The organism is Anaerobutyricum hallii, from assembly GCF_900209925.1.
Classification (GTDB): domain Bacteria; phylum Bacillota; class Clostridia; order Lachnospirales; family Lachnospiraceae; genus Anaerobutyricum; species Anaerobutyricum soehngenii.
The window spans coordinates 2082125-2098933 of sequence record NZ_LT907978.1 but is presented as its reverse complement, the minus strand read 5'-3'; the positions used below and the strand labels follow the sequence as shown (position 1 = coordinate 2098933).

Here is a 16809-nt window from a genome sequence, read left to right as displayed (position 1 = left end):
TTATGAAAGAAAGATGGATGGGTCTTGATTACGGGACAAAGACAGTAGGCGTGGCAGTCAGTGATGCTTTGGGTATTACTGCGCAGGGAGTGGAGACGATCACAAGAAAGTCGAACAAGAAGCTGCGCCAGACCCTGGCAAGAATCGAAGCATTAGCAGAAGAATACGAAGTGAGCAGAATTGTGCTTGGATTGCCAAAGAATATGAATAATACGCTAGGAGAAAGAGCAGAAGAAACGAAAGAGTTTCAGGAGATGCTGCAGCGAAGAACCGGATTGGAAGTAGTCTTATGGGATGAAAGACTGACTACGATGGAGTCTGAAAGAATTTTACAGGAGGGCGGAGTGCGTCGTGAGAACAGGAAAGAACGTATTGACTGGATGGCGGCAACTCTGATCCTGCAAAGTTATATGGATGCATATCCAATTCCGGAAAAGTAAGCAAAGAACGGATGTAAGTACGGAAGAAAGAGGTTTTTTATGAATGATTATGCAAGCATTCCATTTGTGACCGAAGACGGAGAAGAAGTGGAATTCTATGTCCTTGAACAGACAACCCTTAATGGGTTTCACTATCTGTTAGTAGAAGACGGAAGTGCAGATCCGGAAGAAGAGGATGTTGTTGTCTATATTATGAAGGGAGCCGCTGGCTCAGAGGACGAAGAAGAAATGGCAGCCTATGAGATGGTTGAAGATGAGGAGGAACTGATATCAGTATCAAAAGTATTTGAACAGCTGATGGAGGATACTGATTTTGAAGTAGAGTAGCAGGCAGACGTTTGTGTGAGGATAAAACGGCGGATACTTTTGCAGAAAGGGATTGTCCGTTTTATTCTATGCAGCCGTACTTTCTGCTATGGACAAGTGAATAGTAGAACGGAGGTTATAATTTGAAAACAACAGGAAATCAATCAGTAAAGATAATACCTCTCGGCGGATTAGAGCAGATCGGTATGAATATTACTGCGTTTGAGTATGAAGACAGTATTATTGTAGTAGACTGTGGTCTGGCTTTTCCGGACGATGAGATGTTGGGAATCGATTTAGTTATACCAGATATTACCTATTTGAAAGAGAATGCATCTAAGGTAAAGGGACTTGTAATTACCCATGGACACGAAGATCATATCGGTGCGATTCCCTATGCTCTTAAAGAACTGAATATGCCTATTTATGCGACAAAGCTTACAATGGGACTTATTGAGAATAAGTTAAAAGAGCATAATCTTTTAAGAACAACCAGAAGAAAGGTCATTAAACATGGCCAGTCTATTAATCTGGGAAGATTTCGTATAGAATTTATCAAAACGAACCACAGTATCAGTGATGCGGCAGCTCTTGCTATCTATACACCGGCAGGAATTATCGTACACACCGGTGACTTTAAGATTGATTACACACCGGTATTCGGAGATGCAATCGATCTGGGACGTTTTGCGGAACTTGGAAAGAAAGGTGTTCTTGCACTGATGTGCGAGAGTACAAACGTTGAGAGAGAAGGATATACTCCTTCAGAAAGAACCGTTGGGCGAACGCTTCGCCATCTTTTTGATGAGAATAAGGATCATCGTATTATCGTGGCAACTTTCGCTTCCAATGTAGATCGTGTACAGCAGATCATAGACTGTGCATATAGTTGTGGAAAGAAAGTAGTAATCGAAGGAAGAAGTATGGTCAGCACAATTTCTACGGCGGCAGAGCTTGGCTATATTAAGATTCCAGATAATACGCTGATTGACATAGAACAGATGAAGAATTACGTGGATGAGCAGCTCGTGCTTATCACAACAGGAAGTCAGGGAGAGACAATGGCAGCATTAAGCCGTATGGCAGCTTCCACACACCGCAAGGTTTCTATTAAGCCGGGTGATGTGATCATTTTCAGTTCTCATCCGATTCCTGGTAATGAAAAGGCAGTATCAAAAGTAATGAATGAGCTTGCCAAGAAGGGAGCGAGTGTTATCTTCCAGGATACACACGTTTCCGGACATGCCTGTCAGGAAGAGATTAAGCTTATCTACACGTTGACAAAGCCACAGTATGCTATCCCGGTACATGGGGAGTATCGTCATTTGAAGAGACATAAAGATCTTGCGGTTGAGATGGGAATTCCAAAAGAGAATGTTATGATTCTGCAGTCCGGTGATGTACTGACCATTTCTAAAGAGCAGGCGAAGGTAACCGGTCATGTACCGGCACAGGGAATCTTAGTAGACGGTCTCGGTGTTGGAGATGTCGGTAATATCGTTCTTCGTGATCGTCAGCATTTGTCACAGAACGGATTATTTATCGTAGTAGTTACACTTGACCGTTATAATGGAGTGCTTTTAGCGGGACCTGATATCGTTTCAAGAGGCTTTGTTTATGTAAGAGAGAGCGAGAAGCTCATGGAAGAGGCAAAGAGTGTTGTTACGAATACGTTAGAGCATTGCAATGCGAAGAAGATTACAGACTGGGGCCGCATTAAGGGCGCTATCCGCGACGATCTCGGAGATTATATATGGAAGAAGATGAAGAGAAGTCCGATGATTCTTCCGATCATTATGGAAGTGTAGAACATGATGAATGAAGGAAAGTTATCAATACCGTTCTTTCCTGATACAGAAGATATTTGTCAGAGTACGAAGCAGCTGACGAATATGATCTGCCATACAGAAGATTACAAGTGTTATCAAAAGGATTTGGCAGTTCTGAAAGCACAGGAAGAGCTGTATCATAAGTTTAAAGAATTTCGTGGAAAAAGCCTGCATTTACAGCTGGAAAGAGAACAGGAACAGTACTTTGAAAGAATGGAGTCGCTTCATTCGGAATATAAGGATGTGCTGACAGAACCAGTGGTGGTAGATTTCCTTTCCGCAGAACAGCGGATGTGCAAGCTGATGCGAATTGTATATGATGGTATCGCAGAGGATATCAAGCTGGATCTGTCCTATATGGATGAAGTTTAATAAAAGACAGATGAATACGGGAAGTCTACTTATGCGCTTTATAAAATCAGGCACATAGGATTCCGGGATATGTTTCTGAGATATATTAAGAATAAAAGGAGCAAGAATAAGGAGAAAGAATCATGTTGGAAAGAGTAATGCACATCATTATAAAGACATTAGCATATATTTTTATTCTGCTTCTTTTTGTTCTGCTCTTTGTGCGAATGAGTGGGTTTGGTCGTGCTATTTTTGAAGACAAGGCAAAGAACAAGCCACAGGAAGCAAGAGAGACTGTACTGGTTGTGGAGGAGAAGGAATCCCTTCTGGATATCTCTAAGGATCTGGCAGAACAGGGAATCGTAGATAATGCATATCTGTTTGCCATATCTCTTCGATGTATGAACGGATATGAGAATATCCGTCCGGGAGAATATCGGGTTTCTTCTTCCACGAAGCCGTCAGATATATTAAAACAGTTAACCCATGAGGAGGAAAAGCTACAGTGATCACAGAAGAGAGAGTTCTGGATTTCATTCGTTCCTTTGGAGTAGACAGAGGGTCTGAGGCTTTGCATATGATTGAGAAAGAGGCAGTCAGGGATGATGTGCCGATTATCCGTAAAGAGACAGGCGAGCTTCTTCGAATACTACTGCAAATTAAAAAACCGGAGAGAATTCTTGAGGTAGGTGCTGCCATAGGATTTTCTTCGGTTTTTATGGGTGAAAATACCGGAAAAAATACACACATAACAACAATAGAGAATTATCCGCCACGTATTGAACGGGCGAAGGCAAACATCGCTCTTGCAGGAATGGAAGATAAGATTACGTTAATTGCAGGAGATGCGGCAGAAGTTTTAAAAGAATTGTCCGGAAGCTGGGACTTTATTTTCATGGATGCGGCAAAGGGACAATACATTCATTTTATGCCGGAAGTGATGAGGCTTTTAGCTCCGGGAGGAATCCTAGTGTCAGATAACGTGCTTCAGGACGGAGACATTTTTGAGTCCCGTTATGGTATTAAACGACGGAATCACACGATTCATAATCGAATGAGAGAGTATTTATATGCACTGACCCATGATGAAGCAATCGATACCGTTATTCTTGAAACCGGAGATGGCATGGCAATCAGTGTTAAAAAAGAAGATTAAAATTAAAAAAGAAAATTAAAATAAAGATAATCAATAAAAATGATAATACAGGCGATACCATAATGATCGTCTATAAGCAGAACAGAAAGAAAGGGATATAATGAGAAATACAGAATTACTTATACCGGCAAGTAGTTTAGAAGTATTAAAGACAGCAGTACTTTACGGCGCGGATGCAGTATATATTGGTGGAGAAATGTACGGTCTTCGTGCAAAAGCCCGTAACTTTTCAAGAGAAGATATGGAAGCAGGTATAAAGTTTGCTCATGAAAATGGAGTAAAAGTATACGTTACAGCTAATATTGTGGCACATAATGAAGACTTAGAAGGAATACGGGAGTATTTTAGAGAATTAAAGGAAGTCGGACCGGATGCATTGATCATTTCTGACCCGGGCGTGTTTATGATAGCAAAAGAAGAATGTCCGGATATTGAAAGACATATCAGTACACAGGCAAATAGTACAAACTATGCAACATATAATTTCTGGTATGCACAGGGAGCAAGTCGTGTTGTGGCAGCCCGCGAATTATCGTTAAAAGAGCTTTCAGAGATTCGTGCTAATATTCCGGAAAATATGGAAATCGAAGCCTTTGTTCATGGAGCAATGTGTATTTCTCATTCTGGAAGATGTCTGCTTAGTAACTATTTTACCGGAAGAAATGCAAACATGGGAGCATGCACACATCCATGCCGCTGGAAATATTATGTTATGGAAGAAAGCCGTCCGGGTGAATATCTTCCGGTGGAAGAGAATGAAAGAGGTACTTATATTTTTAATTCAAAAGATCTTTGTATGATCGAACACATTCCGGATCTGCTTGAGGCTGGAGTGGATAGTCTGAAGATTGAAGGACGTATGAAGACAGCACTTTATGTGGCGGCTGTTACAAGAACGTATCGAAGAGCAATCGACGATTATAAGACTTCTCCGGAATTATTTGAAAAGAATTTGGATTATTACCGTAAAGAAATCGCAAAATGCACGTATCGTCAGTTTACTACAGGATTTTATTATGGAAAAACAGACGAGAATTCCCAGATTTATGATGCAAATACGTATATTAAGGAGTATACGTATATCGGAATCGTGCAGGATGTTGATGAGAATGGCTGGTGCAAGATTTACCAGAGAAATAAATTCTCTGTAGGAGAAACAATTGAAGTGATGATTCCAGACGGAAGTAACAGAGATCTCAAAGTACTTGGTATGGAAGATGAAGATCGTCATGCAGTAGAATCTGCACCACATCCAAAACAGGAAATCTGGATCAACTTTGGGGAAGCATTAGAGAAGGGGTATCTGCTTCGAAGAAAAGAGTAGGAACAGTGTCCATCCTGTCGTGCATATAATGTAAGGAAAACGGGTTTCGGAGCGTTGTATGCGGTCATTTAAGAAGCCATTAAAGGTGGAAGAAGAAAGATATTATCTTAAAATGTACCGTAACGGAGATGAGAAGGCGAAAGAGAAATTGATTGAGCATAATCTCAGGCTGGTTGCCCATATTGTAAAGAAATATAACTCACCAGACCGAGACCTGGATGATCTGATTTCCATCGGCACGATCGGATTGATCAAAGCAGTAAATACATTTGATCTGGATAAGGGTGGAAGGTTGGTAACCTATGCTGCCAGATGTATAGAGAATGAGCTTTTGATGATGCTTCGCCAGGAAAAGAAGATTCTAAGAGAAGTATCTTTATATGAACCAATTGGTACCGATCAGGAAGGAAACCACATCAGTCTTCTTGATATTATTTCTACGGATGAGGCGGCGTTGGTGGATCAGTATCTTCACAAATATTATCTCAGTCATCTTGAGCAGGAAGTCTTTTTGTTAGAAGACAGCAGGGAACGGACGATTATTTTGAAACGATATGGATTATGTGGAAATAAACCACACACGCAAAAAGAAGTAGCGGCAATGATGGGAATTTCCAGATCGTATGTAAGCCGTATTGAGAAAAAAGCGTTAGAAAAGCTTAGAAACAGTTATGAAGAATATATGTAACTTACGAAAATGCGAAGAATGAGAAAGGAAAATATATGCGGCACATGTTATACCCGGATGAGTATATGGATTCTACTTATGCAATTGATTTTAAAAAGTTATATAAGGACGGATACAGAGGAATATTGTTCGATATTGATAACACTTTAGTTCCTCATGGAGCTCCTGCGGATGAGCGGGCGATTGCTTTGTTTAAAGAATTAAAACAGATAGGTTTTACAACCTGTCTTATATCGAATAATAAAGAACCGAGAGTAAAAAGTTTTTGCGATAAAGTAGATTCTGACTATATTTTTAAAGCAGGAAAACCTCTGCCGGGAGGATATGAAGAAGGAATCCGTAAAATAAAAACAACAAAAGAAAATACCCTGTTTATAGGAGATCAGATTTTTACAGACGTATTAGGGGCAAAGAGAGCCGGTCTTTACACGATCATGGTTAAGCCGATCCACCCAAAAGAAGAGATTCAGATCGTTCTCAAACGATATCTGGAAAGAATCGTTCTGTTTTTCTATTTCCGAAGCATAAGGAAAAAAAGTGTTGAAAAATAGAGGTATTTATTATAGAATAGATTAATGAATGATTTACTAGTGATTAAGGAGGATTTTCAGATATGATTTCTGCAGGCGATTTTAAAAATGGCTTAACTATCGAACTTGAGGGAAATGTATTTCAGATCGTAGATTTCCAGCATGTAAAACCAGGAAAGGGTGCAGCTTTCGTAAGAACAAAGATGAAGAATATTAAGAACGGTGGTGTTGTTGAGAAGACATTCCGTCCAACAGAGAAGTTCCCACCGGCACATATCGAGCGTACAGATATGCAGTATTTATACACAGATGGTGACTTATATTACTTCATGGATGTAGAGACATTCGATCAGATCGCATTGAACGAAGATATGATTGGTGACTCTCTTAAGTTTGTTCGTGAGAATGATATGGTTAAGATGATTTCTCATAACGGAGATATCTTTGCTGTTGAACCACCAATGTTTGCAGAGTTAGAAGTAACAGAATGTGAACCAGGTGAGAAAGGTAATACAGCAACAGGAGCAACAAAGCCTTGTACAGTTGAGACAGGAGCAGTTGTATACGTACCTTTATTTGTAAATCTTGGCGATAAGTTAAAGATTGATACCAGAACAGGAGAATACTTATCCAGAGTATAATTTTTGTTCATTTCAGAATATCTTTATGACATTTTGAAACTATGCAATAAGTTAAAAGCAGGCGGAAATCATACTTTGGTTTTCGCCTTTTATATTTTATATCAGATGAGAGATGACGTTCACTCTGCAGGTAGCGCGTATCTCGCAGCAAGAATGTCGAGACATTCTTGAATAGATGTAACAGATTTTTAAGAGTACATGAAAGTAGAGACTTTACAGGAGGCAGTCATGAAAAGAAAAAAGAAATCAGGTGCCGTTAAGATGATCGCAGCAATCGTAGTTGTTGTGATATTATTATGTGGTATTTTTGCTATTATAAGGAATCTTTTTTCTCCTGGTTCAGCAGATAACAAAGCAGGGAATAAAGGAATGGATTCAGGAAAAGCAACAGAAGCATCAACTGAAAAAGCGGATAACAGTGTACCGATGACAGATTTAAAGGTCAGTGCACCGGCAACAACGATTCGTGTTGGCGAGACAATGCAGTTAAAGATTACGCATGAGCCATCGAATGCGACAAATACGAAGCTGAAGTGGACTTGTGATAAAGATGGAATGGTAACAGTTACAAAAGATGGAGTGTTAAAACCAGGCAAGAATGCAGGTAAGAATACAGTGAAGGTAACTGCTACAGCAACAGATGGTTCGAAGTTAAGCGCATCTTTTGATCTTAGAATTTATCCGGCAATCGACCCAAGTAAACCAATGGTAGCGATTACTTTTGATGATGGTCCTAACCCGGATACAACAACCCCAATGCTTGATACTTTAGAAGAAAACTATGCAAAGGCAACTTTCTTCTGTTTAGGACAGAATGCGGGATATTATCCGGAAACTGTACAGAGAGAACATAATCTTGGTATGGAAGTTGGAACACATACGTACAGCCATAAAGTTCTCACAAGTCTTGACGCATCTACACTTGACAGTGAAATCAGCAAGTCTGTTAATGCGATTGAAGATGCCATTGGTGTGAAGCCAAGCTTAATGCGTCCTCCTTATGGAGCAGTAAACAAAACAGTATTATCTGCCGTAGGTGGATATAACCTTTGCTGTATGAACTGGTCCCTTGATACAGAGGACTGGAAAACAAAGAATGCAGATGCGACCTATAATGAAGTGATGAAAGCACAGGATGGAGATGTTGTACTTCTTCACGACATCCACGAATATAATGTAGATGCAGTAAAACGATTTGTTCCGGATTTGATCGCACAGGGATTCCAGTTAGTAACCGTACCTGAACTCTATAAAGCAAGAGGAGAATCTCTTGATGCGGGAACTGTTCATTATCGTACAGATCCTACAACACAGGCAGTGACAGAGACAACACCTGCAGATTCTACCGATGCAGCAACAGGAACTACCGCTGTTTCAGAGTAAGATGCCTGCAGCCAAAAGGTAAGGACGAAACTGCTGTAGATACTATTTAAAAGAAGCATGATTTATTAAAGTTATAAAATCAATACTTTAATGAATTATGCTTCTTCTTTCAAGTTCGGCATTAAAAAGTTTTAACTAGAATTTTTAACTATAATTAATTATAGAAAGAGGAATTTGTATGAGTCAGAAAAATAAAGGGATTATCTTGATTATTACGTCAGCTTTTTTCTTTGCACTTATGAATATGATGGTTCGGCTTGCCGGAGATCTGCCGTCTATTGAGAAAAGCTTTTTCCGTAATTTTGTTGCAGTATTTTTTGCGCTTATTGCTTTGAAAAAATCGCATACACCAGTGCATATACCAAAAGGACAGCTTAAAAATCTGTTGATGCGTTCAATCTGTGGTACGCTTGGTATTTTATGTAATTACTATGCGATCGATCATCTGATGCTTGCAGATGCATCTATTTTAAATAAACTATCTCCGTTCTTTGCCATTTTGTTTTCATTTCTGCTTTTAAAAGAAAAAATACATCCATTTGCGGCAAGTTGTGTATGTATCGCTTTTATCGGAAGTTTATTTGTTATTAAACCAGGTTTTGCCTCAGTAACTGCACTCCCGGCTTTTATTGGACTTCTTGGTGGAATGGGAGCAGGAATCGCATATACGTATGTTCGAATCCTTGGAACAAACGGTGTGAAAGGTCCGTTTATCGTCCTCTTTTTCTCCGCATTCTCCTGTATAGTGACATTGCCATATCTTATATTTGACTTTCATCCAATGACACTTGCTCAGTTTGGCTGTCTGCTCCTTGCCGGATTATTTGCAAGTGGAGGACAGTTTACTATTACTGCAGCATATACCTGCGCACCGGCAGGCGAGATTTCAATCTATGATTATTCACAGATTATTTTCTCCACAATCCTTGGTTTTCTGTTCCTTAGACAGATTCCTGATTTGTGGAGCTTTGTCGGATACGGAATTATCATCGCAGCTTCTGTTGCCATGTTCTTGTTCAATAATCGAAAGAGAGCGTAATCTTTCTTTCTTTTTTTGAGCTTTTACATGATTTTTTGCTTTCTCGTAAATATCAAATGCTTCTGTATATCTTGGACTGTAATCATTATGGTAACGACCTATTTTTTTCATAAAAAATCCTTTCGTTTATTATAAATAAAAATCAAAAAAATCTGAGAGTACAGTATAATATATTAAAAAAAATGTCAAGATACCTTTTAACCCTAACTAATGTCAATGAAAGAAATATAGAAAGTGCTTGCAAAAATAATTAAGCCATAGTATAGTCTATATATTATAAAATGCAAAGCAAGTACACAGGAGGATGAAGTATATGAGTAGTCACTTGAGTAAAACAGAATACGAGATAATGGAGTATTTCTGGGGAATGGGGGATAAGTATACTTTTGGGGAATTGATGAAGTATTTTAATGAGAATCTGGATAAAAACTGGAAGAAACAGACATTGAATACTTTTTTAAGCCGTCTCATTGAAAAGGGACTGTTAAAGAAAGAAAAAGAAGGAACAAAGACCTGTTATCAGATGAAGATAACAAAGGCGCAGTTTAAGCAGAATAAAGCAAGGGCGATTCTTAAAGAGTCATACGATGGAAAGATCAGCCATTTTATTGCGGCGCTGACGGGTGATGATGCGATTACGGATGTGGATGAGCAGGAACTGCTCTCACAGATTAAAGCGATAAAGAGTGATTCCTGAAGTTATAATAGAAAAAACGAAGAAAGATAACAGTTTGTAATTAAATAAAAGAAATGATAAAGTGTGCTATATAGATAGTGCACTTTTTCTTTTTTACAAAAAGATGAAACATTTTATATAAAAACTGCGTCTATATATAAAGTAAAATAAGGTACAGATGATTGAGATCATTGAGATAATTGCGATGATGGAATGACTTGATTGCGCTGGGGAGGAGAACGATGAAGATAAGAATACTGGGGTTTGGAGTACTTATAGGAATTCTATTGTGTTCCATGGTAGTGAATGCAGAGGAATATGATAGAAAAGGAGAGGAGCCTCCTTTGGCTATGGAAAGAATGTATAGTGTTCCGCATAAGATATATGGGAGAAAAAAGAACCGAAACAGAATTCGAAGAGTGTACGGAAAGTTTCAATTACCTCCAGATGCTAAGGTGGGAGACATTATAAAAACAAAAAGAGGATATAAGCAGATTACCGGTATTTATGAAAATGGGCGGTTTCGAATGAAGAATCTTGAGAAGAAACATACTGAAAAGAGAAAAACTAAAGAAAAAAGAGATATAATCAGAAAATAAGAGGAAAAAAGAGATAAATATAGATATAAAACAAATTACCAAGAAATAAAGAATTTTTAAACTTGCAATTATAAAAGAAAAAACATATTATAGGTATTAGCGATTAGCACTCAAACGTAATGAGTGCTAACAATATAAAAATAAGAAAGATAACAGATTTACAATTAATTTTAATTAGGAGGCATTATATTATGAAGTTAGTACCATTAGCAGACAGAGTTGTATTAAAACAGCTGGAGGCAGAAACAAAAACAAAGACTGGTATTATTCTTACTAGCTCCGCACAGGAAAAACCACAGGAAGCAGAAGTAGTAGCTGTAGGTCCTGGAACAGATGATGTTAAGATGGAAGTAACCGTTGGACAGAAAGTAATTTATTCTAAATATGCAGGAACGAATGTTAAAATGGAAGAGGAAGAATATATCATCGTAAAACAGAGTGATATTCTTGCAATCGTAGAATAATAGGTAACATATATTTATTTTGATTTATATCAGATAATCATCCATAATTTTTGGTTAATATATTTTATATAACAGGAGGAATCTTTATTATGGCTAAAGAGATTAAATATGGCGTAGAAGCCAGAAAAGCATTAGAAGCAGGCGTAAACCAGTTAGCAGATACTGTAAGAGTAACACTTGGACCAAAAGGACGTAACGTAGTTCTTGATAAGAGCTTTGGCGCTCCTTTAATTACAAATGATGGTGTTACGATCGCAAAAGATATTGAATTAGAAGATGCATTTGAAAATATGGGTGCTCAGATTGTAAAAGAAGTTGCAACAAAGACAAACGATGTTGCAGGTGACGGTACTACAACAGCTACTGTTTTAGCACAGGCAATGATCAATGCAGGTATGAAGAACTTAGCAGCAGGTGCAAATCCTATTATCTTAAGAAAAGGTATGAAGAAAGCAACAAATGCAGCAGTAGAAGCTATCGAAAAGATGAGCGAGCAGGTTGGAGGCAAAGAACAGATTGCCAAAGTTGCATCAATCTCTGCCGCTGATGAAGAAGTTGGCCAGTTAGTAGCAGACGCTATGGAGAAAGTTTCTCAGGATGGCGTTATTACGATCGAAGAGTCTAAGACAATGAAAACAGAACTTGACCTTGTAGAAGGTATGCAGTTCGATCGTGGATATATTTCAGCTTATATGGCAACAGACATGGAAAAAATGGTTGCAGAATTAGATGATCCATATATTCTGATTACAGATAAGAAGATTGCTAATATTCAGGAAATCCTTCCATTATTAGAGCAGATTGTACAGAGCGGTTCTAAATTATTAATTATCGCTGAGGATATTGAAGGAGAAGCATTAACAACATTAATCGTTAACAAATTAAGAGGAACATTCTCTGTTGTTGGTGTGAAAGCTCCTGGATATGGTGACAGAAGAAAAGCAATGCTTGAAGATATCGCTATCTTAACAGGTGGTACAGTTGTTTCTGAAGAAGTTGGTATCGAACTGAAAGATGCAACAATTGATATGCTTGGTCGTGCAAAATCTGTTAAAGTTGAAAAAGAGAATACAGTAATCGTTGATGGTGCTGGAGATAAAGATGCGATCAAAGCAAGAGTAGGTCAGATTAAGTCCCAGATTGAAGAGACAACATCTGAGTTTGATAAAGAAAAATTACAGGAAAGATTAGCTAAATTATCTGGTGGTGTTGCAGTTATTCGTGTTGGTGCCGCAACAGAAACAGAAATGAAAGAAGCAAAACTTCGTCTGGAAGATGCTTTAGCAGCAACAAGAGCAGCAGTGGAAGAAGGTATCATCGCAGGTGGTGGATCTGCTTACATCCATGCAGCAAAAGCAGTGAAAGAAATGGCTAAAGAACTTTCTGGTGATGAAAAGACAGGTGCCGAAATCGTGCTGAAAGCGTTAGAAGCTCCTTTATATCACATTGCAGCGAATGCAGGGCTTGAAGGATCTGTTATCATTAACAAAGTAGCAGAAAGCGAAGTAGGAATGGGATTTGATGCATTAACAGAAACATATGTAAATATGGTTGAATCTGGAATCATTGATCCTGCAAAGGTAACAAGAAGTGCATTACAGAACGCAACAAGCGTAGCTTCTACTTTACTGACAACAGAATCTGTAGTAGCAGACATTAAAGAAGATGCACCAGCTCCAGCAATGCCAGCAGGCGGAATGGGAATGATGTAATCAATATCTTTTGATTCAAATATCTTGATAATTGATTAATATTTGATTAATATAAGAAATTAAAAAGTACAGTATCGTATATGTAAAGATTGTCATGTGTGAGAATGTTTAAACACATTTTATTTACTATGACATTACAGCTGCGATGCTGTACTTTTTTTGATTCCCACGTTTATTTAAATCAAAATGTTATTTTTAGGGGTTTTGTGCTATAATAGGTTTTACTAATGTGCCCTTGGAATCTTCTTATAAATCTTTTTAATATAAGTAAGTGAAGGGAAGACTCTGAGAGTATATACTACATACATGGAGGATTTTTTTAGAAAAAATGGTTGGCATAATAATATTACAGATTGTATTGATCATATTGAATGCGATTTTTTCAAGTGCAGAGATTTCGGTTATTTCTATGAATGAAACAAAGATAAAACAGATGGCAGAAGAAGGTGACCGACGGGCTGAGAAGGCTGTTCTGCTCCTTGAGAAGCCGGCAAAGTTTCTTGAGGCGATACAGGCGGCTGTGACATTCGCAGGATTGCTAAGTGGCGCTTTTGTGGCAGTGTATTTTGCAGAATTTGTAAAAAGTGTAGTGCTGGAAGGTTTTGCAGGAAAGATGATTGTTTCAGAACAGGTCATTTATGGAGTGTCGGTTATCGTAGTTACACTTATTCTTACGTATGTGAATCTGCTGTTTGGTGAGATATTGCCAAAAAGGGCAGCGATGAGTAAATCCGAGGATGATGCCTTTAAAAGGGTAGGAATATTATTTCTTGCTGCGAAGCTATTTGCACCGCTTGCGGGATTGCTTCATATTTCTTCTAATATCTTTTTGCGGATAGTCGGTATTAATCCGGAGGAAGAACAGGAAGTAGTTACAGAAGAGGAAATCCGTATGATGCTTGCAGAGGGAAAAGAGCAGGGTACGATTCAGAATGAAGAGAGTAAACTGATCCAGAATGTATTTGAGTTTAATGATACGACAGCGGAACAGGTCAGTACAAGACGGCGGGATCTGGTTTGTTTAAATCTTGAGGACGATGCGCAGGAATGGGAGAAGACGATCAGAGAATGTCGTTTTTCACATTTTCCGATTATTGATTCAAATCAGGAAGACGTTGTAGGGATTCTTGATACGAAAGATTATTTTCGTTCGGAAGATAAGTCAAAGGAATACGTAATGAAGAATGCGGTGGATGATCCGTATTTTGTACCAGAGAATATGAAGGCCAACATATTGTTTGCACATATGAAGAAGGTTAGGATTTATTTTGCAGTTGTACTTGATGAGTACGGAGGAATGAGTGGAATCGTAACGCTTCATGACCTGGTAGAAGCTTTAGTTGGTGAGTTAGAAGAAGAAGAAATGCCGGCAAAACCGGAAGATATTAAAAAAATCAAAGAAGATGTCTGGCGGATTCAGGGCTGTGCACAGCTTGACGAGGTATCGGAGGCTCTTGGTGTAGAGTTCCCGGAAGTGTTTGATACTTTCAGTGGTTTTGTGTGGGATGCAATCGGAAGAGTTCCGGCAGAAGGAGAAAAGTTTTCGCTGGAAGTGAATGATTTAAAGATAGATGTAAAAAATATTGAGAATCATATGGTGGACTATGCAATCGTGCGAAAAGTTAAGAAAAGAGGAAGCAATGAAGCGGATATTTGATTTATTAAAAAAGCAAAGTCCAAGCAGGATTATTGCGCTGGGGTTTAGTGTAGTAATCCTGACGGGAGCAATACTATTGATGATGCCTTTTTCTCTGAAAAAAGGAGTACATCTTTCTTTTCTTAATGCATTATTTACATCAACGAGTGCTGTTTGCGTTACCGGTCTTGTAGTAGTAGATACTGCAGACAGCTTTACTGCGATAGGGCAGATAATCATTGCCATGTTGATACAGATCGGTGGTCTGGGAATTGCTTCTGTCGGTGTCGGACTGATTATCGCAGCCGGTAAAAGAGTAAGCATTAAAAGCCGTCTGATGGTAAAAGAGGCATTAAATGTTGACACCTATGGCGGAATGGTGCGTCTGGTGCGGGTCGTTCTTGCGATTACTCTTGGATTTGAGGCAGTAGGAGCGCTTATCAGTTTTATTGTATTTAGGAAAGATTATTCGCCATTACATGCAATAGGAATAAGCATTTTTCATTCTATTGCCGCGTTTAATAATGCTGGCTTTGATAATCTTGGAGGAATGCATAATCTGATTCCCTACAAAGATAATATTTTACTAAATATAACAACAGATATTTTGGTAATTGCCGGCGGTCTTGGTTTTCTTGTTCTTGTAGATATTGTGAAGCAAAAACGTTTTAAAAAACTTTGTCTGCATTCAAAGGTTGTTGTTTCTATGACAGCAGTACTTCTGCTTGGAGGTATGTTTATTTTAAAGGCAACAGAAAAAAATATCACATGGATGGGTGCATTTTTTCAGAGTATGACAACGAGAACAGCAGGATTTTCTACGTATGATATTGGAAGCTTTTCAAAAGCAGGCTTATTTGCGATGTGTATTCTTATGTTCATCGGTGCCTCTCCGGGTTCAACGGGAGGTGGTGCAAAGACAACGACCATTTTTGTGATGATACAGGCTTTAAAATGTATGGGAAGGAAAAAGTCTGCACATGCTTTCCGGCGCAGCATATCTGATGAGAATATTTCAAAGGCATTTATGATTACAGTATTATATGTCGGCATTTTATGCACCGCTACATTTTTGATATGTGTATTTGAGCCGGAATATGATTTTATACAGCTTATATTTGAAGTGATATCTGCATTCAGTACCGCAGGACTTTCTACAGGAATTACTCCGGAACTTGGCATAGCTGCAAGAATACTTCTTATTCTGTTAATGTTTACGGGACGTGTTGGTGCATTTACACTTCTTTCTGTATGGAGTAAAGATACTACACCGAATGCAAGATATTCTGAAGAAATGATTTCGATTGGATAGAAGAAAGGATATAGAGATGAAAAAGAAGCGTGGAACAGCTTATGGAGTGATTGGACTTGGACGTTTTGGAACAGCACTTGCCATTGCCCTTGCACAGGCAGGAAAAGAAGTAATCGCAGTTGACAGAAGTGAAGAAAAGATTAAAAATATCCGTCGTTATACGGATTATGCGTTTGTAGCAGAAAGTCTGGGAATCGATACGTTAAGAGAAACAGGAATCCAGAACTGCGATGTTGCAATTATCTGTATTGGAGAAAAAGTCGATGTCAGTATTTTAACAACAATGTCTGCATTAGAACTTGGCGTGCCGCATGTTATTGCCAAAGCGACAAGTGAAGAGCAGGGAGCAGTATTAAAGAAGCTTGGCGCAGAGGTAGTCTATCCGGAACGTGATATGGCACTTCGCCTTGGGAAAAAATTAATATCGGATAATTTCCTTGATTTTGTTTCTTTAAGTAACAATATAGAAATCCGTCAGATTCCGGTTGGGAAAAATCTGATCGGCAAAAGTGTGCAGGAATCAGAAATCCGTCGGAAGTATCAATTAAATATTATCGCTTTAGAAAATAATTCGGAAACGAATATTGAAATTATGCCGGATTATCGCTTTAAACATAATGATATTATTGTAGTAATTGGAAAAACCGAAAATATGGATAAATTTGAAAAAGATAATTAGTCTGGATATTTGAAGAAGGATGTTTTAAAGTTATAGAAGAATAG

Annotated in this window: 19 protein-coding genes; all 19 read left to right on the top strand. The window is 38.4% G+C overall.

The features are described from left to right. Positions 1–2: 2 nt before the first annotated feature. The 19 genes from ruvX (at position 3) to EHLA_RS09505 (ending at position 16765) form a co-directional block, all read left to right on the top strand. A complete protein-coding gene (ruvX, locus tag EHLA_RS09595) occupies positions 3–440 on the top strand; it encodes a Holliday junction resolvase RuvX (protein ID WP_021907230.1) in 438 nt (145 codons plus the stop codon). A 39-nt stretch (positions 441–479) separates the two neighbouring features. Beyond that, positions 480–767 (top strand): DUF1292 domain-containing protein, encoded by a 288-nt coding sequence (locus tag EHLA_RS09590; RefSeq protein WP_096240574.1) that lies wholly within the window; start codon positions 480–482, stop codon positions 765–767. Between the two features lie 122 nt (positions 768–889). Beyond that, positions 890–2554, top strand: a complete 1665-nt coding sequence (locus EHLA_RS09585) for a ribonuclease J (RefSeq protein WP_096240572.1) — start codon at positions 890–892, stop codon at positions 2552–2554. 3 nt (positions 2555–2557) lie between these two features. After that, positions 2558–2947 (top strand): YlbF family regulator, encoded by a 390-nt coding sequence (locus EHLA_RS09580; RefSeq protein ID WP_096240570.1) that lies wholly within the window; start codon positions 2558–2560, stop codon positions 2945–2947. 122 nt (positions 2948–3069) lie between these two features. Beyond that, a complete protein-coding gene (locus tag EHLA_RS09575; RefSeq protein ID WP_096240568.1) occupies positions 3070–3435 on the top strand; it encodes an endolytic transglycosylase MltG in 366 nt (121 codons plus the stop codon). Further along, positions 3432–4082 carry an O-methyltransferase gene (locus EHLA_RS09570; protein WP_096240566.1) on the top strand — a complete coding sequence of 217 codons (651 nt, stop codon included), beginning with the start codon at positions 3432–3434 and terminating at the stop codon, positions 4080–4082. The genes EHLA_RS09575 and EHLA_RS09570 overlap by 4 nt, the downstream gene beginning before the upstream one ends. Before the next feature lie 100 nt (positions 4083–4182). Continuing rightward, positions 4183–5406, top strand: a complete 1224-nt coding sequence (locus EHLA_RS09565) for a peptidase U32 family protein (protein ID WP_096240564.1) — start codon at positions 4183–4185, stop codon at positions 5404–5406. 58 nt (positions 5407–5464) lie between these two features. Continuing rightward, entirely contained in the window at positions 5465–6094 is a 630-nt protein-coding gene (sigK, locus tag EHLA_RS09560) for an RNA polymerase sporulation sigma factor SigK (protein WP_096240562.1), read from the top strand. A 35-nt stretch (positions 6095–6129) separates the two neighbouring features. Further along, a complete protein-coding gene (locus EHLA_RS09555) occupies positions 6130–6645 on the top strand; it encodes a YqeG family HAD IIIA-type phosphatase (RefSeq protein ID WP_096240560.1) in 516 nt (171 codons plus the stop codon). A gap of 62 nt (positions 6646–6707) precedes the next feature. After that, positions 6708–7265, top strand: a complete 558-nt coding sequence (gene efp, locus EHLA_RS09550) for an elongation factor P (RefSeq protein WP_021907673.1) — start codon at positions 6708–6710, stop codon at positions 7263–7265. A gap of 228 nt (positions 7266–7493) precedes the next feature. Then, positions 7494–8648: a polysaccharide deacetylase family protein gene (locus tag EHLA_RS09545; protein WP_162290858.1), complete on the top strand. Its 1155-nt coding sequence runs from the start codon at positions 7494–7496 to the stop codon at positions 8646–8648. Between the two features lie 178 nt (positions 8649–8826). Then, entirely contained in the window at positions 8827–9687 is an 861-nt protein-coding gene (locus EHLA_RS09540; RefSeq protein ID WP_096240556.1) for a DMT family transporter, read from the top strand. A gap of 313 nt (positions 9688–10000) precedes the next feature. After that, positions 10001–10384 carry a BlaI/MecI/CopY family transcriptional regulator gene (locus EHLA_RS09535; protein ID WP_157908571.1) on the top strand — a complete coding sequence of 128 codons (384 nt, stop codon included), beginning with the start codon at positions 10001–10003 and terminating at the stop codon, positions 10382–10384. 221 nt (positions 10385–10605) lie between these two features. Next, positions 10606–10962 carry a hypothetical protein gene (locus EHLA_RS09530; protein WP_096240553.1) on the top strand — a complete coding sequence of 119 codons (357 nt, stop codon included), beginning with the start codon at positions 10606–10608 and terminating at the stop codon, positions 10960–10962. A 191-nt stretch (positions 10963–11153) separates the two neighbouring features. Then, positions 11154–11426, top strand: a complete 273-nt coding sequence (locus tag EHLA_RS09525; RefSeq protein WP_021907677.1) for a co-chaperone GroES — start codon at positions 11154–11156, stop codon at positions 11424–11426. A gap of 89 nt (positions 11427–11515) precedes the next feature. After that, positions 11516–13138 (top strand): chaperonin GroEL, encoded by a 1623-nt coding sequence (gene groL, locus EHLA_RS09520; RefSeq protein ID WP_096240551.1) that lies wholly within the window; start codon positions 11516–11518, stop codon positions 13136–13138. 328 nt (positions 13139–13466) lie between these two features. Then, positions 13467–14795, top strand: coding sequence for a hemolysin family protein (locus tag EHLA_RS09515; RefSeq protein WP_096240549.1), 1329 nt, complete (start codon positions 13467–13469; stop codon positions 14793–14795). Continuing rightward, a complete protein-coding gene (locus EHLA_RS09510; protein WP_096240547.1) occupies positions 14779–16086 on the top strand; it encodes a TrkH family potassium uptake protein in 1308 nt (435 codons plus the stop codon). Before EHLA_RS09515 ends, EHLA_RS09510 begins: the two co-directional genes overlap by 17 nt. A 16-nt stretch (positions 16087–16102) precedes the next feature. Beyond that, a complete protein-coding gene (locus EHLA_RS09505) occupies positions 16103–16765 on the top strand; it encodes a potassium channel family protein (protein WP_096241617.1) in 663 nt (220 codons plus the stop codon). Positions 16766–16809 lie beyond the last annotated feature (44 nt).